At 68.6% G+C, this 21,635-nt stretch carries 20 protein-coding genes; 10 read left to right on the top strand and 10 right to left on the bottom strand.

Annotated features, from left to right (window positions below; translation table 11 throughout):
• Positions 1-5: 5 nt before the first annotated feature.
• The 9 genes from tuf to ACPP3B_RS05030 form a co-directional block, all read right to left on the bottom strand.
• Entirely contained in the window at positions 6-1,196 is a 1,191-nt protein-coding gene (tuf, locus tag ACPP3B_RS04990; protein ID WP_424859904.1) for an elongation factor Tu, read from the bottom strand.
• Positions 1,197-1,317: 121 nt separating this feature from the next.
• Positions 1,318-3,420 (bottom strand): elongation factor G, encoded by a 2,103-nt coding sequence (fusA, locus tag ACPP3B_RS04995; RefSeq protein ID WP_424859905.1) that lies wholly within the window; start codon positions 3,418-3,420, stop codon positions 1,318-1,320.
• Positions 3,421-3,522: 102 nt separating this feature from the next.
• On the bottom strand, positions 3,523-3,993 hold the full coding sequence (gene rpsG, locus ACPP3B_RS05000) for a 30S ribosomal protein S7 (RefSeq protein ID WP_299021759.1): 471 nt from the start codon (positions 3,991-3,993) through the stop codon (positions 3,523-3,525).
• Positions 3,994-4,190: 197 nt separating this feature from the next.
• Complete coding sequence (rpsL, locus tag ACPP3B_RS05005) at positions 4,191-4,568, bottom strand: 30S ribosomal protein S12 (RefSeq protein WP_299021762.1); 378 nt, start codon at positions 4,566-4,568, stop codon at positions 4,191-4,193.
• Positions 4,569-4,656: 88 nt separating this feature from the next.
• A complete protein-coding gene (locus ACPP3B_RS05010) occupies positions 4,657-5,796 on the bottom strand; it encodes a D-alanyl-D-alanine carboxypeptidase family protein (protein WP_424860142.1) in 1,140 nt (379 codons plus the stop codon).
• A 133-nt stretch (positions 5,797-5,929) separates the two neighbouring features.
• Complete coding sequence (locus ACPP3B_RS05015; RefSeq protein ID WP_424859906.1) at positions 5,930-6,565, bottom strand: alpha/beta hydrolase; 636 nt, start codon at positions 6,563-6,565, stop codon at positions 5,930-5,932.
• 22 nt (positions 6,566-6,587) lie between these two features.
• Entirely contained in the window at positions 6,588-6,950 is a 363-nt protein-coding gene (locus tag ACPP3B_RS05020; protein WP_424859907.1) for a (2Fe-2S) ferredoxin domain-containing protein, read from the bottom strand.
• A complete protein-coding gene (locus ACPP3B_RS05025) occupies positions 6,947-8,107 on the bottom strand; it encodes a VanZ family protein (protein WP_424859908.1) in 1,161 nt (386 codons plus the stop codon). The genes ACPP3B_RS05020 and ACPP3B_RS05025 overlap by 4 nt, the downstream gene beginning before the upstream one ends.
• A 10-nt stretch (positions 8,108-8,117) precedes the next feature.
• Positions 8,118-8,546, bottom strand: coding sequence for a CopD family protein (locus ACPP3B_RS05030; RefSeq protein ID WP_424860143.1), 429 nt, complete (start codon positions 8,544-8,546; stop codon positions 8,118-8,120).
• A gap of 46 nt (positions 8,547-8,592) precedes the next feature.
• Here ACPP3B_RS05030 and ACPP3B_RS05035 point away from each other — a divergent pair, with 46 nt between their 5' ends.
• The 3 genes from ACPP3B_RS05035 (at position 8,593) to glcF (ending at position 12,063) form a co-directional block, all read left to right on the top strand.
• Positions 8,593-9,543 carry an SMP-30/gluconolactonase/LRE family protein gene (locus ACPP3B_RS05035; RefSeq protein ID WP_424859909.1) on the top strand — a complete coding sequence of 317 codons (951 nt, stop codon included), beginning with the start codon at positions 8,593-8,595 and terminating at the stop codon, positions 9,541-9,543.
• An 85-nt stretch (positions 9,544-9,628) separates the two neighbouring features.
• On the top strand, positions 9,629-10,783 hold the full coding sequence (gene glcE, locus ACPP3B_RS05040) for a glycolate oxidase subunit GlcE (protein WP_424859910.1): 1,155 nt from the start codon (positions 9,629-9,631) through the stop codon (positions 10,781-10,783).
• 2 nt (positions 10,784-10,785) lie between these two features.
• Positions 10,786-12,063 (top strand): glycolate oxidase subunit GlcF, encoded by a 1,278-nt coding sequence (gene glcF, locus ACPP3B_RS05045; protein ID WP_424859911.1) that lies wholly within the window; start codon positions 10,786-10,788, stop codon positions 12,061-12,063.
• Between the two features lie 80 nt (positions 12,064-12,143).
• On the opposite strand, the gene lplT is transcribed toward glcF, so the two are convergent.
• Complete coding sequence (lplT, locus tag ACPP3B_RS05050) at positions 12,144-13,424, bottom strand: lysophospholipid transporter LplT (protein WP_424860144.1); 1,281 nt, start codon at positions 13,422-13,424, stop codon at positions 12,144-12,146.
• Positions 13,425-13,506: 82 nt separating this feature from the next.
• Between lplT and alr the strand changes: the two genes are divergently transcribed.
• The 7 genes from alr (at position 13,507) to ACPP3B_RS05085 (ending at position 21,626) form a co-directional block, all read left to right on the top strand.
• Positions 13,507-14,673, top strand: a complete 1,167-nt coding sequence (gene alr / locus ACPP3B_RS05055) for an alanine racemase (RefSeq protein WP_424859912.1) — start codon at positions 13,507-13,509, stop codon at positions 14,671-14,673.
• A 55-nt stretch (positions 14,674-14,728) separates the two neighbouring features.
• The gene (locus ACPP3B_RS05060) at positions 14,729-15,835 is read left to right on the top strand and encodes an efflux RND transporter periplasmic adaptor subunit (RefSeq protein ID WP_424859913.1); all 1,107 of its coding nucleotides are present in this window, start codon (positions 14,729-14,731) and stop codon (positions 15,833-15,835) included.
• A 21-nt stretch (positions 15,836-15,856) separates the two neighbouring features.
• Positions 15,857-19,126: an efflux RND transporter permease subunit gene (locus ACPP3B_RS05065; RefSeq protein ID WP_424859914.1), complete on the top strand. Its 3,270-nt coding sequence runs from the start codon at positions 15,857-15,859 to the stop codon at positions 19,124-19,126.
• Between the two features lie 54 nt (positions 19,127-19,180).
• Positions 19,181-19,408: a YgaP family membrane protein gene (locus ACPP3B_RS05070; protein WP_424859915.1), complete on the top strand. Its 228-nt coding sequence runs from the start codon at positions 19,181-19,183 to the stop codon at positions 19,406-19,408.
• A gap of 30 nt (positions 19,409-19,438) precedes the next feature.
• Positions 19,439-20,455: an SLAC1 anion channel family protein gene (locus ACPP3B_RS05075; RefSeq protein ID WP_424859916.1), complete on the top strand. Its 1,017-nt coding sequence runs from the start codon at positions 19,439-19,441 to the stop codon at positions 20,453-20,455.
• Between the two features lies 1 nt (position 20,456).
• Positions 20,457-21,212, top strand: coding sequence for a sulfite exporter TauE/SafE family protein (locus tag ACPP3B_RS05080; protein ID WP_424859917.1), 756 nt, complete (start codon positions 20,457-20,459; stop codon positions 21,210-21,212).
• An 84-nt stretch (positions 21,213-21,296) separates the two neighbouring features.
• The gene (locus ACPP3B_RS05085) at positions 21,297-21,626 is read left to right on the top strand and encodes a hypothetical protein (RefSeq protein WP_424859918.1); all 330 of its coding nucleotides are present in this window, start codon (positions 21,297-21,299) and stop codon (positions 21,624-21,626) included.
• Positions 21,627-21,635: the final 9 nt, after the last annotated feature.

The following is a 21,635-nucleotide window of genomic DNA, read 5'->3' on the forward strand; positions in this document are numbered from 1 at the left end:
CAGCCTCACTCGATGATCTTGGACACCACGCCGGCGCCGACGGTGCGGCCGCCTTCGCGGATCGCAAAGCGCAGGCCCTCTTCCATCGCGATCGGGGCGATCAGCTTGACCGTGATGGTCACGTTGTCACCCGGCATCACCATCTCTTTGTCCTTGGGCAGCTCGATGGCACCCGTGACATCGGTGGTGCGGAAGTAGAACTGCGGCCGGTAGTTGTTGAAAAACGGGGTGTGGCGGCCGCCTTCTTCCTTGGACAGCACGTAGACTTCACCCACGAAGTGGGTGTGCGGCGTGATGGAGCCGGGCTTGGCCAGCACTTGGCCGCGCTCGACTTCTTCGCGCTTGGTGCCGCGCAGCAGAATGCCCACGTTGTCGCCCGCTTGACCTTGGTCGAGCAGCTTGCGGAACATCTCCACACCGGTGCAGGTGGTCTTGAGGGTGGGGCGCAGGCCGACGATTTCGACTTCGTCACCGACCTTGATGATGCCGCGCTCGATGCGGCCGGTCACGACGGTGCCGCGGCCCGAGATGGAGAAGACGTCTTCCACGGGCATGAGGAAGGCGCCGTCAATCGCGCGCTCGGGCGTGGGGATGTAGCTGTCCAGGGCTTCGGCCAGCTTCAGGATGGCTTGCTCACCGAGCTCGCCTTTGTCGCCTTCGAGCGCTTTGAGTGCGGAGCCCTTGATGATGGGGATGTCATCACCGGGGAAGTCGTACTTGGAGAGCAGCTCGCGCACTTCCATCTCGACGAGTTCGAGCAGCTCGGCGTCGTCGACCATGTCGCACTTGTTGAGGAAGACGATGATGTAGGGCACACCAACCTGGCGCGCCAGCAGGATGTGCTCGCGGGTTTGCGGCATGGGGCCGTCGGCGGCCGACACGACCAGGATGGCGCCGTCCATCTGGGCGGCACCCGTGATCATGTTCTTGACGTAGTCAGCGTGGCCGGGGCAGTCGACGTGCGCGTAGTGGCGGTTGGCGGTTTCGTATTCGACGTGCGCGGTGTTGATGGTGATGCCGCGCGCCTTTTCTTCGGGCGCCGCGTCGATTTCGTCGTACTTCTTGGCTTGGCCGCCAAACTTGGACGCCAGCACCGTCGTGATCGCCGCCGTCAGCGTCGTCTTGCCGTGGTCCACGTGACCAATCGTGCCCACGTTGACGTGCGGCTTGGTCCGCTCGAATTTCTCTTTTGCCATGATGGATTCCTTCAATCAAAGAACGATGCCCGTGTGGGTTTTACGTCTGCGGCACGGGCCCGCCACGGGCAGCGGGCCCACCCCGAAGGGCGCCTCAGACCAAAGGGATGGGCAGCGCCGGTTACTTGGCGCGCGCGGCGATGATGGCTTCTTGCACGTTGCGCGGCGCCTCGGCGTAGTGCTTGAACTCCATCGTATACGTGGCGCGGCCCTGCGACATCGAGCGCAGCGTGGTGGAGTAGCCGAACATCTCCGACAGCGGCACCTCGGCCTTGATGACTTTGCCGCCGCCCGGCAGATCGTCCATGCCCTGCACCATGCCGCGGCGGGACGACAGGTCGCCCATGACGTTGCCCGCGTATTCCTCGGGCGTTTCCACCTCGACCGCCATCATCGGCTCAAGGATCACCGGGTTGGCCTTCTTGCAGCCTTCCTTGAAGCCGAAGATGGCCGCCATCTTGAACGCCTGCTCGGACGAGTCGACCTCGTGGTACGAACCGAAGTGCAGCGTGACCTTGACGTCGACCACGGGATAGCCGGCCAGCACGCCGGCCTGCAGCGCCTCTTCGACACCCTTTTGCACCGCGGGGATGTACTCGCGCGGCACCACACCGCCCTTGATGGCGTCGATGAACTCGAAACCCTTACCGGGCTCGTTGGGCTCGATCTTGAACACCACGTGACCGTACTGGCCTTTACCACCCGACTGGCGCACGAACTTGCCTTCGGCTTCGTTGACGGTGCTGCGGATGGTTTCGCGGTAGGCGACCTGCGGCTTGCCGACGTTGGCCTCGACGCCGAATTCGCGCTTCATGCGGTCGACGATGATCTCCAGGTGCAGCTCGCCCATGCCGGCGATGATGGTCTGGCCCGACTCTTCGTCGGTGTAGACGCGCAGCGACGGGTCTTCGGCCGCCAGGCGCGACAGGGCGATGCCCATCTTTTCCTGGTCGGCCTTGGCCTTGGGCTCGACGGCCTGGCGGATGACGGGCTCGGGAAACTGCATGCGCTCCAGCACGATCGGTGCGGCCGGGTCGCACAGCGTCTCGCCGGTGGTGACTTCCTTGAGACCGACGCAGGCGGCGATGTCGCCGGCGCGGATTTCCTCGATCTCCTGGCGGTTGTTGGCGTGCATCTGCACGATGCGGCCGATGCGCTCTTTCTTGCCCTTGACCGAGTTGAGCACGGTGTCGCCCTTGCGCAGCACACCCGAGTACACGCGCACGAAGGTTAGCTGCCCCACGAACGGGTCACTCATGAGCTTGAACGCCAGGGCCGAGAGCTTCTCGTCATCGCTGGCCTTGCGCGTGACGGGCTGCTCGTTTTCGTCGGTGCCCTGCACGGGCGGGATGTCCACCGGCGACGGCAGGAACTGGATCACCGCGTCGAGCATGCGCTGCACACCCTTGTTCTTGAACGCGGTGCCGCACAGCATGGGCTGGATCTCGACCGCAATCGTGCGCTGGCGCAGGCCGGCGATGATCTCGTCTTCGCTGAGCTCGCCGGTCTCGAGGTATTTGTTCATCAGCTCTTCGCTGGCCTCGGCGGCGGCCTCGACCATCTTCTCGCGCCATTCGTTGGCCTGATCCACCAAGTCGGCCGGGATGTCGCGATACTCGAACTTCATGCCTTGCGACGCCTCGTCCCAGATGATGGCTTTCATCTTGATGAGGTCCACCACACCCTGGAAGTTTTCCTCGGCACCGATCGGGATCACGATGGGCACCGGGTTGCCCTTCAGGCGCGTCTTGATCTGCTCATAGACCTTGAAGAAGTTGGCGCCGGTGCGGTCCATCTTGTTGACGAACGCGAGCCGCGGCACGCGGTACTTGTTGGCCTGGCGCCAGACGGTCTCGGACTGCGGCTGCACGCCACCGACCGCACAATAGACCATGCAGGCGCCGTCGAGCACGCGCATCGAGCGCTCGACCTCGATGGTGAAGTCCACGTGGCCCGGGGTGTCGATGATGTTGAAGCGGTGCTCGGGATAGTTCAAGTCCATCCCGCGCCAGTAGCAGGTGGTGGCCGCCGAGGTGATGGTGATGCCGCGCTCTTGCTCCTGCTCCATCCAGTCCATGGTGGCGGCACCGTCGTGCACCTCACCGATCTTGTGGTTGACGCCGGTGTAGTACAGGATGCGCTCGGTCGTGGTGGTCTTGCCGGCATCGATGTGCGCCGAAATGCCGATGTTGCGGTAACGCTCGATGGGCGTGGTACGTGCCATGAAAAAACTCCAGATTCGGATGGGCAAAGCCCGCCGACCTCGTGTGTGGGGGTGGCGGGCTCGAGGGAACGGGGGACGCGGCCTGGACGAGCAGTCGCAGCGTCAGAAACGGAAGTGGCTGAACGCGCGGTTGGCTTCGGCCATGCGGTGCACTTCATCACGCTTCTTCATCGCGCCGCCGCGGCCTTCGGTGGCCTCGATCAGCTCGTTGGCCAGACGCAGCGCCATGGATTTTTCGCTGCGCTTGCGCGCGGCTTGCTTGACCCAGCGCATGGCCAAGGCTTGGCGACGCACGGGGCGCACCTCGACCGGCACTTGGTAGTTGGCGCCACCGACGCGGCGAGACTTGACCTCGACCAGCGGCTTGACGTTGTTGATGGCTGTGGTGAACACCTCGAGCGGGTCCTTGCCCGTTTTCTTCTCGATGTGCTCGAGCGCGCCGTAGACGATGCGCTCGGCCACCGCTTTCTTGCCGCTCTCCATGATGACGTTCATGAATTTGGAGAGCTCGACATTGCCGAACTTGGGATCCGGCAGGATTTCACGTTTAGGGACTTCGCGACGACGTGGCATGTTCGTATCCTTTTTGCTTCAGTTGGCACCACTGGGTGCCGCGAGGGCCGACGGGGACCCCCACTTACTCGACCACCGGCGCACCAAGGGCGTCCGGGGCCACACTGCCGAAACACCCGCCAGCCAGGCATTTCGACACCGATGCGTGACAGGCCGATGACGGCCGCCCACGCGAAAACGCGCTTCGCGGGCGCGGCTCAGGCCTTCTTGGGCCGCTTGGCGCCGTACTTGGAGCGCGCTTGCTTGCGGTCCTTGACCCCTTGCAGGTCGAGCGAGCCGCGCACGATGTGGTAGCGCACACCCGGCAGGTCCTTGACGCGGCCGCCGCGCACGAGCACCACCGAGTGCTCCTGCAGGTTGTGGCCTTCACCGCCGATGTAGGAGATGACCTCGAAGCCGTTGGTCAGGCGCACCTTGGCGACCTTACGCAGCGCCGAGTTCGGCTTCTTGGGCGTCGTGGTGTAGACACGCGTACACACGCCCCGGCGCTGGGGGCAGTTTTGCATCGCCGGGCTCTTGGACTTGTCCTTCTCGACCGTCCGCCCGTGGCGCACGAGTTGGTTGATGGTTGGCATAACGTCCCTAAACGTCAAAAGTGAACGATCCGCCCTCGGGCAGACCCGAAAAGCCCTCTACTGTAGCACGACACGTCCCGGGATGCAATCACCGGATCCACAACCGCAACGCGCCCCACAGGCGGCCGAGCAGCCCCGCCTCTTCCACCGGCTCCAGCACCGTCAGCGGCACCTCGGCCAGGGTCACGCCGCCCGCCGAGAGCACGCGCAGCGTGCCCAGCGGCTGGCCTTTGAGCAGCGGCGCCACCAGTGGATCGGGGCGCACGACCTCGGTGCGCAGGCCCTTGGCCGTGCCAGCCGGCACCGACACGACGATGCCCTCCGGGCGGCCCAGCCGCACGTCGCTCGTGCGTCCCTTCCACACCGGCGGCGTGGCGATGGGCTGGCCCGGGGCCGTCAGGCGCACGGCCTCGAAGGCGCTGAAACCCCAGTTGAGCAGTTTCTGGCTCTCGGCCGCGCGCGCGTTTTCGCTGGCCGCACCCAGCACGACGCTGATCAGGCGGCGCTGCCCCGCCGGACCCTCGCCCAACCCGGGCTGGGGGCGGCGCGCCGTGGCCACCAGGCAGTAGCCCGCGGCGGCGGTGTAGCCGGTCTTGAGGCCATCGACCGTGGGATCCCGAAACAGCAGCAGGTTGCGGTTGGTGTCGTTGGCTGCCGGCGTGCCAGGGTAGCGGTAGCGCTGGATGGCGTAGTACCCCACGTACTGCGGAAAATCCTGTATCAGCCGCTGCGCCAGGGTGGCCAAATCGCGCGCCGTGGTGGTGTGGCCCGGCGCGGGCAACCCCTCGGGGTTCTGGTAACGCGTGCGCGTCAACCCCAGCGCCTTGGCCTGCTGGTTCATCAGCTCCACGAAGCGCTCGACCGTGCCCCCCACACCCTCGGCCAGCGCCACAGTCGCGTCGTTGCCGGACTGCACGATCATGCCCTTGAGCAGGTCCTCTACCGGGATTTGCTGATTGGGCTGGATGAACATGCGCGAGCCGGGCATGCGCCACGCGCGCTCACTGACGGTGAGCTTTTGGTCCAGCGTGAGCTTGCCCGCCTTGAGCGCATCGAACACCACATAGGCGGTCATCAGCTTGGTCAGCGAGGCAGGTTCGACCGGCTCATCCGGGTCCTTGGCCGCCAGCACCTGCCCGCTGGTGGCATCCAGCAGCAGCCAGGCGCGCGCCGCGATCTCGGGCGGCTGCGGCGCCTGGGCATGCGCCATCGGTATCCACGCCAGCATCAGCGCGACGAGCCACGCGGTCGCGCCCGTTCGGCGCCCGGTGCGGCGGGCACAGGCTTGACTCAGGATTCGGATTCGTTGCAGTACAGACACGTCGATCGTTCCTTGCGAGCCACCCAGGCCGGGGCGGCCGTCAATCCAGCGCGCGCAAATGGCGCAGGGTCAGGGACTTCAGCAGCGGCAGGCGGCCATGAAAAAAATGCTCGCCCCCCGGCACCACGGTCACCGGCAACCCCATGGGGCGCGCCCAGTCGAGCACCGCGGCCAGTCGCACGGTGTCGTCCGCCTCGCCATGCACGACCAGCGTGCGCGCCTGGAGTTCCTCGGGCAACGGGGGCAATTCGAAGCGACTCGCCGCGGGCGCGATCAGGCACAAGGCGTGCGCCGGCTGCTGCGGCCACAAGCGAGCCGCAGCAGCCGCGGCCACATAGCCGCCGAAGGAAAACCCCGCCAACACCAGCGGCACCCCCGAGGCCCGCGCCGCCACCACGGCCAGCAGGTCATCGACCTCGCCCACCCCATGGTCGTGCACCCCAGCGCTGCCCCCGACGCCGCGAAAGTGAAAGCGCACCGCCTCCCAGCCCTGTTGCACACAGGCGCGCGCGAGCGTCTGCACGACTTTGTTGTGCAGCGTGCCGCCAAACAGCGGGTGCGGGTGGGCGATCACGGCCACGCCGCCGCCGGGCCGCGCGAGCGCGGGCCGGTCGATGGCCAGCTCCAGCGCGCCGGCGGGGCCCGGGATGGTGATAAAGGTGGTTTGCGCGTTCATCGCCGACAACAGCGGCGCCGCCTCAGCGGCCCACGTCGGGCGGCAGACACAGCCGCTCAACGACCACGCCGTCGCGCAGGTGCGAGGTGACGATCTCGTCGATATCGGCCAAATCGACGTAGGTGTACCAGACCCCCTCTGGATACACCACCGCCACCGGCCCGCCGGCGCAGCGGTCCAAACAGCCCGCCTTGTTGACCCGCACCTGGCCGGGTCCGGCCAGGCCGAGCGCGCGCACTTGCGCCTTGCAGTGCTCGAAGGCAGCCTGTGCGGCGTGCTGCGCACAACAGGCTTGGCCGTTGTCGCGCTGGTTGAGGCAAAAAAAGATGTGCCGGCGGTAGTACGGCGCGGTGGGGTTGGGATCGTTGGCGACAGCGTCGGTCATAGGCGGCGATTGTAGGATGGGCCGCGCCCCGCGTGGCCGTCGCGGCGCAACGCGAGCCGGGCGGCCACCACCAGCGCCGCCCAGGGCCAGATCCAGCCCAGCCACTGCGATACGCCATGGAAGCGACTGAAGCGCCCCTGCTCCCAGGTCTGCAGCGCCACATCCAGATACGCGGGATCGGGAACGCGGTTGACCAGCCCTAGCATCAGGCCCCCGATCAGCACCACCAGCAACGCGGCCGCCCGCGCGCCCAGTAGCAGCGCAAACAGCGACATGGCCGCGGCGGCGGCCAAGCCCAACTGGGCGGGCGGGGTCAACCACGCCCAGGCGTGGGAGGGGCCGAAGGTCAGCACCGCCGACAAGGTGCCGACGCCCCACGCCGCCGCACCAAACAGCAGCGCGAACAGCACGCGCTGGCCGACCCGGCGCAGGCTGGCGTAGCCCAGCAGCACGGGCAACCACAGGCTCAGCGCGACCAGCAGCGCCTCGGTCAACGGGCTGGGTGGCGACAGCGGGGCGCTCTGCGGCAACCAGGCTTGCAGGGGCGAGCCCTCGGCGGCCCGCCACAACGCCGCCTCTAGGCGGGGCCAGAACTGCCCCGTCGCGAAAGGCACCGAGGTCGGGTACAGCACCGCCCACGGCCACAGCAGCAACACACCCCATGCCCATTGGGCGCCGGGCTGCTGCCACTCGGCGCGAAACTGCCCCCACGACCCCAGCCAACGCCAGCGCAACAGCAGCAGCGCCACCCCCGTGCCGAGCAGCGCACCCGCGGCATTGAGCAGCGCATCCAGCTGTGAAGGCACCCGCTGCGGCAAGTAGGTTTGCAGCGCCTCCATGGTCAGCGAGAGCAGCGTCGGGACCGCGACCCCCAAAACAGGCGCCAGCCGGGGCCAGCCCGTGCGCGTCAGCGCGACGGTCAACAACGCGCCTAGCGGCGCGTAGCCCAGCAGATTGGCCAGGATATCGAAACCGCTCCAATAACGCGGCCACGGCGCCAGCAGAAACGCCCACGGCGCCACGCCCTGCGAGCGCCACCCCTCGAAGGGAAACAGGCTGGCATAGACGACCAGGACCGCGTAACTGAGCAACAGCGGCCACGCGAGCGAGCCGTGCCGCTGCGCGCCCATGGCCACCGCCTGCCGCGTACGCGCCACTCGCCGTCCTTTAGAAGGGCTTGATGACCACCAGCGCCACCGCCACGACCATGAGGATCACCGGCACTTCGTTGAACCAGCGGTACCAGTGGTGGCTGCGGCGGTTGGCCCCCGCCTCGAACGCGCGCAGCAAACGCGCGCACGCCACGTGATAGCCGATGAGCACGAGCACGACCGCCAACTTGGCGTGCATCCAGCCGTTGCCCGGCCCCAGGCCGATGCCATAGCCCAGCCACAACCACAGCCCCAGCCCCAAGGCGGGCACGGCCAGCAGCGTCATGAAGCGCAGCAGCTTGCGCGCCATCAGCAGCAACCGCTCGCGCTCGGCGACGCTGCCCGGATCGACCATCGCCAGGTTGACGAAGATGCGCGGCAGGTAAAACAACCCAGCGAACCAACTGGCGATGAAGACGATGTGAAAGGTTTTGACCCACAGCATGCGCGCAGTGTATGCCACACCCGCGGGGATGGCATAAGATGGGGCCATGGCTGCGCCTGCGACCCCATCGCGCCCGCCGGAGCCCCCTGCGGCAGGGGGCTGGGCGCCCGTGACGCCCCCGGTCAGCGCCCGGGGGGCGGCACCCGTGTGGCGCGGGCTGGAAGATCGGCTGTACTGGATCGACCAGGGCCTGCAGCGCCTGTGGCGCATGCATGTCCCCAGTGGGCGCAGCGAGGCCATGGAGCTGCCGCAAACACCCGCGGCGCTCGTGCCGTGCCGGCGCGGCGGCTGGTTGATCGCGCTGCGCGACGGCATCTTCCACCTGCCCGACTGGAACCTGCCGCTGCAACGCGTGATCGATGCCCCCTACGACACGCGGCGGGTGTGCTTCGTCGATGGCGTTTGCGACCCCTGGGGACGACTGTGGCTGGCCGCGTGCGCCGAAACCGGCGATGACCCGGCAGCCACGCTGTATTGCCTGCGCACGGGCGAGCGCCACCGGGCCGAGCTCGCCCGGATCGGACCGGCTGCGGCAGCCTGCGCCGGGCTGGCTTGGTCAGCCGACGGCACGCTGCTGTACAGCGCAGATGGCGTGGCGCGCATCGTGTACACCCAGCCGATGCACACCGCCGGTCGGTGGCCGCCGGAATTGGGTGTGCGATTGCCCCTGCGGCGCCTGGCCTCTCCTGCGCCCGGCGGCGGCGAGCATCCCGCGGGCGCGGCGGTGGACCGGGCCGGCCGCTACTGGCTGGCCCTGGAGGGTGGTGCGCGCGTGGTGTGCCTGACGGCGGAGGGGCAGATCGCCAGCGAATGGCCACTGCCCGCGCAGTGCCCGACCGGCTTGTGCTTTGGCGGGCCCGGCCTGCGCACGCTGTTCGTCACCACCGCCCGGCAGCACCGCCCGGCGGACGAGTTGGCGCAGTATCCCGACAGCGGTGCCGTGCTCGCGCATCCGCTGGACGCACCCGGGCTGCCTGCCCCACTGTACGGGGATTGAACGGCAGGGGCCGCGCCGTCGCCGTTCACAGCGATCATTCAAATTCTTCACACGGCGCCTGCCGGGGCGGGCTACCATTGCCCCCATGGTCGAATCCCAGCCCCTTTTACGCGCCGACACGCCGGCCGGCGATGATGCCCTGCTGCAGGCATGGGCCGAGCGCATCCGCGCGGCGGCCGCCGGCGGACCGCGCTTGCGCATCCGCGGCGGTGGCAGCAAGGCGTTTTACGGCAACCCCCTAGACGCGGAATGCGAAGTCCTCGACACCCAGGCCTACGCCGGCATCGTCAACCATGAGCCGACCGAGCTGGTGGTGACCGCACGCTGCGGCACCCCTCTGGCCGAGCTGGAAGCCGTGCTCGCCCGCCACGGCCAGTGCCTGCCGTTCGAGCCCCCGCACTTCGGACCCAGCGCCACCGTGGGGGGCATGGTGGCGGCGGGGCTGGCCGGCCCGGCACGCGCCGCGGTAGGCGCCGTGCGCGACTATGTGCTGGGCGTGCGCCTGCTCGACGGCCGGGGCGAGGACTTGCACTTCGGCGGTCAGGTGATGAAGAACGTCGCGGGCTACGACGTCAGCCGCGCCTTGGCCGGCAGCCTGGGTACGCTGGGCGTCATCACCGAGGTGTCGCTGAAGGTGCTGCCGGTGGCCGCGGGGGAGGCCACCCTGTGCGCGGCGCTGCCCGCCGACGCCGCGCTGGAACGCCTGGCGCACTGGCGCAGCCAGCCCCTGCCGCTCAATGCCAGCCTCTGGTCGCCCCACGCCGGCGGCACGCTGTGGCTGCGGCTGCGCGGGGCCGCTGCGGCGGTGGAGGCCGCCAGCGAGCGGCTGCTGCGCGAAACCGGCGGCCAGCGCCTGGAGCCAGCCGCGGCAGCCACTGTGTGGCACAGCGTGCGCGAACAGACGTCGGACTTCTTCGCCCAGCCGCCGTCAGACGAGCACGGGCTGTGGCGGCTGTCCGTCGCACCCACCACACCGATGCTGGCCTGGCCCGGTGATACCGTGATCGAATGGTTCGGTGGCCAGCGCTGGGTCTGGGCCCCGGTGTCGGCGGCCGAGGCGCTGCGCGCCCTGGCCCGCCAGGGCGGTGGGCACGCCACGCTGTTTCGCCCCCCCGCGGCGCAGCCCGAAGCGCACGAGCGCTTCACGCCGCCCGAGGCCACGCTGCGCACCCTGCAGCAGCGCGTGCGCGCCGCGTTCGACCCGCACCGGATTTTTCAGCCCGGCATCTGGGGATACTGAGGATGCAGACCCAACTCGCTGCCGAATTTCGAGACACGCCCGATGGCCAGACCGCCGAGGCGATCTTGCGCCGCTGCGTGCACTGCGGCTTTTGCACCGCCACCTGCCCCACCTACCAACTGCTGGGCGACGAGCTCGACGGCCCGCGTGGCCGCATCTACCTGATCAAGCAGGTGCTCGAAGGTGCGCCACCGACGCGCGCCACCCAGCGCCACCTGGATCGCTGCCTGACCTGCCGCAATTGCGAAACCACCTGCCCCAGCGGCGTCGAATACGGACACCTGCTCGACATCGGCCGCAAGGTGGTGGAGACGCGCGTCGAGCGCCCCGTGGGTGAGCGCGCCGTGCGCTGGCTGCTGCGCGAGGGCCTGACGTCGCCGCTGTTTGCGCCCGCCATGCGGTTAGGGCAAAGTGTGCGCGCCCTGCTGCCCGAGACCCTGCGCGCCAAGGTACCCGAGCGGCGCGACCCTGGCGTCTGGCCCACGACGACGCACCCGCGGCGTGTGCTGCTGTTGGCCGGTTGCGTGCAGCCCGCGATGCTGCCCCAGATCAATGCTGCCACGGCACGGGTGCTCGACGCAGCCGGCATCCAGACCCTCATCGCGCCGAAGGCGGGCTGCTGCGGGGCGCTGCGCTTTCACCTCGACGACCAGGTCGGCGCGCTGGCCGACATGCGCGCCAATATCGACGCGTGGTGGCCATGGATCGCACCGACCGACGGCAGCCCTGGGGTGGAGGCGATCGTGATGAACGCCTCTGGCTGCGGCGTGATGGTCAAAGACTACGCGCACGCGCTGCGTCATGACCCCGACTACGCCGACAAGGCGCGCCGGGTGAGCGAGCTAACGCGCGACCTGAGCGAGCTGCTGCCCGATCTGGTACCGGCCTGGAAAGCCCGGCTGGGCGACACGCTGCCCGACGGGATCGCGCGCCGGGTCGTCTTTCACCCGCCCTGCACGCTGCAGCACGGGCAAAAGCTGCGTGGCGGCGTCGAGCGGTATCTGGGTGAGCTGGGGTTCACGGTGACCCTGGCGCGCCAGGAGTCGCACCTGTGCTGCGGCTCGGCCGGCACCTACAGCGTGCTGCAGCCCGGGCTGAGCCAGCAGCTGCGCGACCGCAAACTCACCCACTTGCAGGCCGAGTCGCCGCAGGTGATCGTCTCGGCCAACATCGGCTGCATCACCCACCTGCAGAGCGGCACCGACACCCCGGTGCGCCACTGGGTCGAGCTGGTGGACGCCGCGCTGGCGTCAGCACCGCCACATGGCCCAACAGTCTAGGCGGCCTTTGCTGTACCCAAGCCGCCAGACCGGGTGGGCGCATGTGGCGCGTCTCTCCGGCTAAGCACCGGACTCCCCGCTCACCCGTGCAAATCGTCGCGCCGCGCAATCTCGAACAGCCGTTGCAACTCATGCGGGTAGCGGCGCAGGTTGGCGGCGTGCCATCGCTGAATCCCCCACATCACCAACGCCACCAAGGCGCCGAAGGCCGCGATGGCGCCGAACGCCGACACCCCCACCCCGGTGGCGGCGGTGTACAGAAAGCCCAGGCCCAGGATGCACGCCTGTTCGTTGAAGTTTTGCACTGCGATGGAGCGCCCCGCGCCCATCAGGTTATGGCCGCGGTGTTGCAGCAGCGCGTTCATCGGCACCACCAAAAAGCCCCCTAGCGCCCCCAGCAGCATCAGAAACGGCGCAGCCACCCAGACGTTGTCGATGGCGTTCATGGCGATCACCAGCACCCCCATCGCGATGCCCAGCGGCATGACGCGCGGGGCATGCTCCAGCCGCATGCGCAGCGATGCCACCACGGCCCCCAACGCGGTGCCGATGGCCACCACCCCCACCAGCGACGACGCCTGCGTCGTGCCATAGCCCAGCGCCGCCGCCGCCCAGGCCAGCACGATGTAGCGCAGGTTGCCACTCACGCCCCAGAACAGCGTGGTCGTGGCCAGCGAGATCTGGCCCAAGTGGTCGCGCCACAGGCGCAGGTTGCAGCGCCAGAAGTCGCCCAGCAACGCCAATGGGTTGGCCGGCAGATGGCGCAACGGCGCCGTGGTACGCGGGATGCGCAGGTTGAACGCGGCCGCCAGCGCATACACGAAAACCAGCCCGATGATGGCCGCCTCGGGTGCTGAGGCGGTGTGCCCGATCAACGGGATGCCCAACCCGCGCAACCAGCCTGAGACGGTGGGCCCCACGAGCTGCCCCCCCAGCACCACGCCCAGGATGATGGAGGCGATCGTCAGCCCCTCGATCCAGCCGTTGGCCTTGACCAACTGCGACGGCGGCAGCAGCTCGGTGAGGATGCCGTACTTGGCCGGAGAGTACGCCGCCGCCCCCAACCCAACCAAGCTGTAGGCCAGCAGCGGGTGCACAGGGGTGAGCATCAGCAAGCAGCCCACCACCTTGATCGCGTTGCTGATGAACATGACGTGGCCTTTGGGGCGGGCGTCGGCGAAGGCGCCGACGAACGGCGCCAGCACCACGTAGAACAGCGCGAACATCGGCACCAGCGCGGCCGCCTGCCACTCGGGCGCGCCGCGGCTGCGCAGCAGCTCGACCGCCACCACGAACAGCGCGTTGTCGGCCAACGAGCTGCAAAACTGCGCCGTCATGATGGTGTAGAAGCCGCGCTTCATGCCGGTGAAAGAGGATCGTAGGCGCTGCGCCAGCAGCGCATTTTGTGCGAAAGTGCGCGCGTTTATAGCACGCCGTCTTGCCATGCCCCGTCCCATCCACGCCACCGTCCATCTCGATGCCCTGCGCCACAACCTGCAACGCTGCCGCGCCGCAGCGGGATCGGCCCGCCTGTGGGCCGTGGTCAAGGCCAACGCCTACGGGCACGGCATCGAGCACGTCTTCCATGCCCTGCGCGCGGCCGACGGGTTTGCACTGCTCGACCTGGCCGAAGCCGAACGCCTGCGCGCGCTCGGCTGGCGGGGCCCCGTCCTGCTGTTGGAAGGGTGTTTCGAGCCGCGCGACCTCGAGGTCTGCTCGCGACTGAACCTGTGGCACGTGGTGCATTGCGAGGAACAAATCGAGTGGCTGGGGGCGCACAAAACCCACCAACCCCACCGTGTCTTTTTGAAAATGAACTCGGGGATGAACCGGCTCGGCTTTCGGCCCGAGGCGTTTCGCGCCGCCTGGGCGCGGTTGCAAGCGCTGCCGCAGGTCGACGAGGTGAGCCTCATGACGCACTTCAGCGACGCCGATGGCCTGCGCTGGGGGCGCGAGGGCATCGCGCATCAGGTCGAGGCCTTCGTGCGCGCCACGGCCGACCTGCCCGGCGAGCGCAGCCTGTGCAACAGCGCCGCGCTGCTGCGCCATGCGCAGTCGGCGCGGCTGCTGGGGCCGAACGACACCCTGGCCTTGGCTGCCGATTGGGTACGCGCGGGCATCGCCCTGTACGGCAGCGCACCGGACCACCCCCATCACGACACTGCCCACTGGGATTTGCAGCCCACCCTGACGCTGACCAGCCGCCTGATCGCCATCCAGGACGTGCGCGCCGGGGAAACCGTGGGCTACGGCTCGACCTACACGGCCCCCCGCGACATGCGGGTGGGGATCGTGGCCTGCGGATACGCGGATGGGTATCCCCGCCACGCCAGCCAGGGCCAAGACCACGGCGCCCCGGTGCTGGTGCGCGGCGTGCGCACGCGGCTGGTGGGGCGCGTCAGCATGGACATGCTGGCGGTTGACCTCACCCCGGTCGAAGCCGCCGGCGGCCCGTGCCAGCTGGGCGACGAAGTGGTGCTGTGGGGGCGCAGCGTGCACGGGCCCGTGCTGGCCGTCGACGAGGTAGCGCGCGCCGCGGGTACCATCGCCTACGAACTGTTGTGTGCACTGGCCGCGCGTGTGCCGGTGCGCGTGGACGGCGATGGATAGCCACTTGTACTCCCTGGGGTATCTTGGTATACTGATCGGCATGAGGAGTCCGTCCATGTCCATGCCGCGTCCGCCCCTCCGTGCCGACACCACCGCCCCGCGACCATTGGGGCGCCGCCACTGGCTGGCCACTGCCGCCGTGGCACTGTCCGCCGCACTGCCTGCCGCCTGGGCCGCCGAGGGCCCGCGGGTCGACGTGCAAACCGTCAGCCGTCAGCCCGTGGCGCAGGGGTTGGTGCTGGACGGCACGCTGCAGGCGGTGCAGCAAAGCACGCTGGCGGCGCAGGCCGCCGGCCGCATCGTGCAGCTGCCTGTCAAGGCCGGTGACCGGGTGCGCGCCGGGCAGGTGCTGGCCGTGATCGACGACCGCGAAACCAGTGCGGGCGTGCAGCGCGCACAGGCCGCGGTGCAGCAGGCCGAGGCCGAGGCGCGCAACGCCGACGCCCACCTGAAGCGCACGCGCGAATTGCGGGCACAGGGATTCGTGTCGCAGGCAGCACTGGACACCGCCCAGGCACAGGCCGACGCCGCGCGGGCGGCGCTCGCGCAAGCGCGCGCGGCGCAGTCCCAGTCGGCGCTGGCGCAAGGGTTTACGCGCCTGACGGCACCGTACGACGGGTATGTGTTGGCCACCCATGCCGAAGTGGGTGACCTGGCGGCACCAGGCCGACCCATCCTGACGCTGCACGCGCCGCAGCCGCTGCGCGCGGTCGTACACGTCCCGGCCTCGCGCGCAGCGCTTGCCGGGGCGGCGCACCAGGTGCAGGTGCGCTTGCCGGATGGACGCTGGGTCGCGCCGCAGGCGCAGACTCGGCTGCCCGCGGCCGACCCGGTGGCGCAAACCGTGGAGTGGCGACTGGATTTGGCCCCGGCGGACACGGCCTCGCACGTGCCCGGGCAGGCGGTCAAGGTACGCTTCGTGGCCAGCGCCGAGGAGCGCCTGGTGGTACCGGCGCGCGCGGTGCTGCGCCGCGGCGAGTTGACCGCCGTCTACGTCGCCTCTCCCGCCGGGGCGGCCAGCGGCTTCGTGCTGCGGGCGGTACGCCTGGGCACCGATCACGGCGACAACATCGAAGTGCTGTCCGGCGTGCAGCCCGGCGAGCGCGTGGCCCTGGACCCCGTGCGCGCCGGTCTGGCGGGCGCCCAACCGGCCCAACGCTGACCTCGAGGGACGCGCCGTACCATGACACCCAAATCGGATTCCGTCGAACGCCTGGGCTTCTCCGGCGCGGTGGCGCGCCTGTTCCAGGCCAACGCCATCACCCCGCTGCTGGCGCTGGTGGCGCTGCTGCTGGGGCTGTTTGCCGTGCTGGTCACCCCGCGCGAGGAAGAGCCGCAGATCAACGTGACCATGGCCAACGTCATCATCCCCTTCCCCGGCGCGTCGGCCGCGGACGTGGAAAAGATGGTGGCGCAGCCCGCGGAGCACGTGCTGTCGCAGATCCACGGTATCGAGCACACGTACAGCGTCTCGCGCCCGGGCGTGGCGGTGCTGACCGTGCAGTTTCAGGTGGGCGTGCCGCGCACCGAGGCGCTGGTGCGCTTGTACGACGTGCTCAACGCCAACCAGGACTGGCTGCCGCAAGGGCTCGGGGTGCTGCCACCCATCGTCAAGCCCAAAGGCATCGATGACGTGCCCGTGCTGGCGGCCACACTCTGGAGCCCGGACGGGCGCAGCGCGCTCGATATCGAACGCGTGGCACATGCCATCGAAACCGAACTCAAGCGCGTGCCGGGCACACGCGAAGTACAAACCATCGGTGGCCCGGGCCGGGCGGTACATGTCTGGCTCGACCCTGCCCAGTTGCGCGCACGCGGCGTGCCAGTGCAGGCACTGTACCAGGCCATCCAGGCGGCCAACCAGGCACTGCCGGCGGGCACGGTGGCCAACCCGCAAGCGGGCCAACCAGGGCAACCTGGCTTGTTGACGGTGGAGACGGGCGAATTCCTGCGCTCGGCGCAGGAGGTGGGCGACATCGTGGTGGGCGTGCACGACGGCAAGCCGGTCTATCTGCGCGAGGTCGCCCGCGTGGAGGAAGGGGCCCAGCTGCCCCGCCGCTACGTGTGGCACACGCCAGGGCCGGGTGACGCGCTGCCCGCCGGGGCTCAGGTCGGGCAATCGTACCCGGCCGTCACCGTCATCGTGACCAAAAAACCGGGCCAAAACGCGGTGGATGTAGCGCAAGCGGCACGCGCCCAGATCGAGCGCTTGCGCAACACCCTCATCCCCGAGGGCGTCGAGGTCACCATCAGCCGCGACTACGGCGCCACCGCGGCCGACAAAGCCAACAAGCTGATCCAAAAACTCATCTTTGCCACCGCCAGCGTCATCGTGTTGGTGGGCGTGGCCTTGGGGCGGCGCGAGGCCGTCATCGTGGGCGCCGCGGTCATTCTGACATTGACCGCCACGCTGTTTGCCTCTTGGGCGTGGGGCTTCACGCTCAACCGTGTTTCGCTCTTTGCCCTCATCTTCTCCATCGGCATTCTGGTGGACGACGCCATCGTGGTGGTGGAAAATATCCACCGCCACCGGCAACTCACGCCCGACGCCCCGCTGAGCGAGATCATCCCGCGCGCGGTCGACGAGGTCGGTGGACCCACCATCCTGGCCACGCTGACCGTGATCGCCGCCTTGCTGCCAATGGCGTTCGTCACCGGCCTGATGGGGCCGTACATGAGCCCCATCCCCATCAACGCCAGCATGGGTATGGCGATTTCGCTGGCGATCGCCTTCACGGTCACGCCCTGGCTGGCGCTGCACCTGACGCGCTCGCACGGGCACGCCGCGCACGCCCCCTCGCGCCTGACGCGCGGGCTGCAAGCGTTCTTTACCCGCACGCTGACACCGTTTTTGCACAGCGCGCGCCACCGCTGGCTGCTCGCGGCCGGGGTGCTCGCCGGCTTGGTGCTGTCGGTCGGGCTGGTGGTGGTGCAGGCGGTGATCCTGAAGATGCTGCCGTTCGACAACAAGAGCGAATTCCAGGTCGTGCTGGAAATGCCCGCCGGCAGCGCGCTGGAAGACACCGCGGCCGCCTTGCAGGACATGACGGCCTTTCTGGCCCAGCAGCCCGAAGTCACGCACGTGCAAGGCTACGCGGGCACGGCCAGCCCGATCACCTTCAACGGGCTGGTGCGGCAGTACTACCTGCGCGCCGACCCGGAGCAAGGCGACCTGCAGGTCAACCTGGTCGATTCGCGCCACCGGCATGAGAAGAGCCACGCCATCGCGCAACGCCTGCGCCCGGGCCTGGAAGCGATTGCGCAGGCGCACGGTGGCCGCATCAAGGTGGTGGAAGTGCCCCCGGGCCCGCCGGTGCTTGCGCCCATCGTGGCCGAGGTCTACGGCCCGGATGAGGCCGGTCGCGCCGAGCTGGCCCGCCGCGTGGCCCAGGCGTTTGCCGCCACCCCGGACATTGTTGGCATCGACACCACGCTCAAAGAAGACGCGCCGCGCACCTTCCTGCGCATCGAGCGCGCGCGCGCGGAGGCGCTGGGCATCCCGGCGCAGGTGATCGCGCAAACCGTCTACACCGCCCTGTCGGGCATGGACGCCGCCTATTTGCACGACGGCTACGCCAAGTTCGCCGTGCCGGTGCGGCTGCAGCTGCCGCGCGAGGCGCAGGTGGGCTTGGATGCGGTGCTGGCGCTGCCGTTGCGCGCCGCCAACGGGCGCATGGTGCCCCTGTCCGAGCTGGTGCGCGTCGAACACGGCGTCATCGACGCGCCGCGCTTCAGCAAGGACCTGCTGCCGGTGGTGTACGTGCTGGGCGACATGGCAGGCCGCACCGACTCGCCGCTGTACGGGCTGTTCGGCATTCGCCCGCAACTGGCGCAGGCCGCCCTGCCCGACGCGGGCGAGCTAGGTGAATACTGGATTCGCCAGCCCACCGACCCGTGGCGGCAATACGCCATCAAGTGGGACGGCGAGTGGCAGATCACCTACGAAACGTTCCGGGACATGGGGGCGGCCTACGCCGTCGGGTTGGTGCTGATCTACCTGCTCGTCGTGGCCCAGTTCAAGAGCTACCTGACCCCGCTCATCATCATGGCTCCGATCCCGTTGACCCTGATCGGCATCATGCCCGGGCACGCACTGCTGGGGGCACAGTTCACCGCCACCAGCATGATCGGCATGATCGCGCTGGCGGGCATCATCGTGCGCAACTCGATCCTGTTGGTCGATTTCATCGAGCTGGAGACCGCCAAGGGCGTGCCGTTTGCGCAGGCGGTGGTGCAGTCGGCGGCGGTGCGCGCGCAGCCGATCGCACTCACCGCGTTGGCCGCGATGATGGGGGCGTTCTTCATCCTGGACGACCCCATCTTCAACGGCCTGGCCGTGTCCTTGATCTTTGGCATCGCGGTCTCCACCTTGCTGACGCTGGTGGTGATTCCGGTGTTGTACTACGCCGTCTACCGTCGCCGCTACGCGGCGCAGGCGGCGGGCAACGCCTGATTGCTGCCACCCCACTGCTGTTTCTTGTCCAACCCTGTCAAGGAGTCTTTCATCATGACGGTCGAACGCTATATCCGCATCATCGCCGGTCTGTTCGTATTCGTGTCGGTGGCGCTGGGGACGCCCTCCAGCCCGCTGTTCGTCAGCGAGTGGTTTTTGGCCTTCACCGCGTTCGTGGGGCTGAATCTGTTCCAATTTGGGTTTACCAATTTCTGCCCGCTGGCCATCATCCTCAAAAAGCTGGGCGTGCCTGAGAGCGCCCTGCCCTGCAAAGCTTGCTGATTCGTTCGCCCTCTTGCCACACGGTGCCCCATGACACCTTCTGCCACACCGCTGAAATATCTGCACCCGGGTTGGTTTTCGCTCGTCATGGGACTGACGGGTCTGGCCTTGGCCTGGCACGCCGCCGGTCACTGGCTGGGTGAGTGGGCGCAGGGCGCGTCGCTCGTGTTGGGCGTGTTGGCGGCCGCGGTATTCGGGGTGCTGCTGGTGGGCTCGGCCGTGCGGGCACAACGCCACCCGCCAGCATTGGCGGAAGACCTGCGTCACCCGGTGCGCCACACCTTTGTGGCAGCGCTGCCGGTGTCGGCGCTGCTGCTGGCGACGTGGATGCAGGCCATGGAGCTGTGGCGGGACGGTGCGCACGGGCTGTGGTGGCTGGGCGCGCTGGGCCAGTTGGCCGTCACGGTATGGGTACTGGGGCGCTGGCTCGCGCCCACGGTGGCCCACGCGCCAGATGCGCAATCGCTCTGGAACGGCATCACCCCGGTGCTCTACATCCCCGTGGTGGGCAATGTGGTCGCACCGCTGGCCGGGGTCGGGTTCGGCCACGAGGTGTGGTCGGCCGTTCACCTCGGTATCGGCGTCTTTTTCTGGCCGGTGGTGTTTGCGCTGCTGGTGGCGCGGCGCCTGGCGCATGGGCCCATCCCTCCGCGGCTGCATCCCACCTGGTTCATCACGCTGGCACCGGCGTCCGTGGTGGGGTTGTGCCTGCTGCGCTATGGCGCAGCGCCACTGGTGGCCGTGGCCGTGTGGGGTGTGGGTCTGTTCACCTTGCTGTGGGTCGGCACGCAGGCACGGCGCTTCTTTGCGCAGCCGTTCGGCGTGCCGTTTTGGAGCGTTTCGTTTCCGCTGGCGGCCTTCACCACCCTGACCGTGCGGCTGGCCGAGGCGCTGGCGCTGCCCCCACTGCGCATGGTGGCGCTGGTACTGCTGGCGCTGACGTCGGTGGTGATCGCGGCGCTGCTGCTGGCCACCGTCAAGGGCCTGCGCGAGGGCACGCTGCTCGCGCCCGAGCCGGTAGCCCCCATCGTGCCGGCATCGAACTGACATGACGCCCGCCGACGCGCCACTCCTGGCCGTGGCGGCCTTTGCGGCGGGCGTGCTCAATGCCATCGCCGGTGGCGGCAGTTTTCTGACGTTTCCCGCGCTCGTCTTCACGGGCATTCCGCCCATCGTAGCCAACGCCACGAGCGCGGTGGCGGTCAGTCCAGGATATCTCGGCAGCACCCTGGGGTTTCGTCGCGAGCTGGCGGCGCTGCCGCGCCGGCGGCTGCTCGTCGAAGCCGGCATCGCCGCCGCCGGTGGCGTGCTGGGCGCAGCGCTGCTGCTGGTGACGCCCGCCAGCGCCTTTCGCGCGCTGGTGCCCTGGCTGCTCTTGTTTGCCACCGCGGTCTTCCTGGCCGGACCGTATGCCGTGCGCTGGCTGGCTGCGCACGACCCGAATACGGGCGGTGCCGCCGCCCGCCACGGGGGTCTGCTGGCCGTGGCCATCTACGGCGGCTACTTCAACGGCGGCCTGGGTATTTTGTTGATGGCACTCTACACCGTCACTGGCGAGTCGCGTATCCACACCGCCAACGCGCTCAAAAACCTGAACTCGCTGGTGCTGTCGCTGCTGTCGGTGGCCACGTTTGCCGTGGCCGGAGCCATCGCCTGGACACCGGCGCTGCTAATGATGGCCGCCGCGACGATGGGCGGCTACGCGGGTGCGCGCTGGGCGCAACGCTTGCCGGCGGCGGCGGTGCGCGGGATCGTCATCGCCACGGGACTGGCCATGAGCGCGGTGTTTTTCTGGCGCGGCTGAATACCGGGGCGGCCATGATGGCCGAAATCGATCCGGGCTGCTACGATTGCATGCATCCATCGTCCATTCGTCCGCTGAGCCACCATGGACCGCCTGCCCGATGTCCTCGAGGGCCGACTCGAACAAATCGCTTATCCGCACATTCGCCAGCGGCTGTTGCAGCTGCGCGATGATCCCCAGGCCATGCTGGATTACGTCAACCACCTCTTCCTCGATACCCGCGGCGGCACGCGGCGTGGTTTCGACTTCACGACGGCAGCGGCGTTGATGGACATCAAACACGATTTGATGGTACGACTGGACGAGTTCACACGCATTCGGGAAGAGATTTTGCCGCGCGACCCGCTGTTCAAGGCTGTCACGGATCAGCCGGCAACCCGCGCAAACTCAATCAAGCTGCCCAAAAACTGGTGATTCGCGGGG

This window comes from Tepidimonas sp. HKU77 (genome assembly GCF_049728535.1).
Lineage (GTDB): Bacteria > Pseudomonadota > Gammaproteobacteria > Burkholderiales > Burkholderiaceae_C > Tepidimonas.

What these genes read in the sequence shown, in the direction of transcription:
- tuf (WP_424859904.1), bottom strand. Translation starts at nt 1,196, where the DNA reads ATGGCAAAAGAGAAATTCGAGCGGACCAAGCCGCACGTCAACGTGGGC.
- fusA (WP_424859905.1), bottom strand. Translation starts at nt 3,420, where the DNA reads ATGGCACGTACCACGCCCATCGAGCGTTACCGCAACATCGGCATTTCG.
- rpsG (WP_299021759.1), bottom strand. Translation starts at nt 3,993, where the DNA reads ATGCCACGTCGTCGCGAAGTCCCTAAACGTGAAATCCTGCCGGATCCC.
- rpsL (WP_299021762.1), bottom strand. Translation starts at nt 4,568, where the DNA reads ATGCCAACCATCAACCAACTCGTGCGCCACGGGCGGACGGTCGAGAAG.
- ACPP3B_RS05010 (WP_424860142.1), bottom strand. Translation starts at nt 5,796, where the DNA reads ATGCTGGCGTGGATACCGATGGCGCATGCCCAGGCGCCGCAGCCGCCC.
- ACPP3B_RS05015 (WP_424859906.1), bottom strand. Translation starts at nt 6,565, where the DNA reads ATGAACGCGCAAACCACCTTTATCACCATCCCGGGCCCCGCCGGCGCG.
- ACPP3B_RS05020 (WP_424859907.1), bottom strand. Translation starts at nt 6,950, where the DNA reads ATGACCGACGCTGTCGCCAACGATCCCAACCCCACCGCGCCGTACTAC.
- ACPP3B_RS05030 (WP_424860143.1), bottom strand. Translation starts at nt 8,546, where the DNA reads ATGCTGTGGGTCAAAACCTTTCACATCGTCTTCATCGCCAGTTGGTTC.
- ACPP3B_RS05035 (WP_424859909.1), top strand. Translation starts at nt 8,593, where the DNA reads ATGGCTGCGCCTGCGACCCCATCGCGCCCGCCGGAGCCCCCTGCGGCA.
- glcE (WP_424859910.1), top strand. Translation starts at nt 9,629, where the DNA reads ATGGTCGAATCCCAGCCCCTTTTACGCGCCGACACGCCGGCCGGCGAT.
- glcF (WP_424859911.1), top strand. Translation starts at nt 10,786, where the DNA reads ATGCAGACCCAACTCGCTGCCGAATTTCGAGACACGCCCGATGGCCAG.
- lplT (WP_424860144.1), bottom strand. Translation starts at nt 13,424, where the DNA reads ATGAAGCGCGGCTTCTACACCATCATGACGGCGCAGTTTTGCAGCTCG.
- alr (WP_424859912.1), top strand. Translation starts at nt 13,507, where the DNA reads ATGCCCCGTCCCATCCACGCCACCGTCCATCTCGATGCCCTGCGCCAC.
- ACPP3B_RS05060 (WP_424859913.1), top strand. Translation starts at nt 14,729, where the DNA reads ATGTCCATGCCGCGTCCGCCCCTCCGTGCCGACACCACCGCCCCGCGA.
- ACPP3B_RS05065 (WP_424859914.1), top strand. Translation starts at nt 15,857, where the DNA reads ATGACACCCAAATCGGATTCCGTCGAACGCCTGGGCTTCTCCGGCGCG.
- ACPP3B_RS05070 (WP_424859915.1), top strand. Translation starts at nt 19,181, where the DNA reads ATGACGGTCGAACGCTATATCCGCATCATCGCCGGTCTGTTCGTATTC.
- ACPP3B_RS05075 (WP_424859916.1), top strand. Translation starts at nt 19,439, where the DNA reads ATGACACCTTCTGCCACACCGCTGAAATATCTGCACCCGGGTTGGTTT.
- ACPP3B_RS05080 (WP_424859917.1), top strand. Translation starts at nt 20,457, where the DNA reads ATGACGCCCGCCGACGCGCCACTCCTGGCCGTGGCGGCCTTTGCGGCG.
- ACPP3B_RS05085 (WP_424859918.1), top strand. Translation starts at nt 21,297, where the DNA reads ATGGACCGCCTGCCCGATGTCCTCGAGGGCCGACTCGAACAAATCGCT.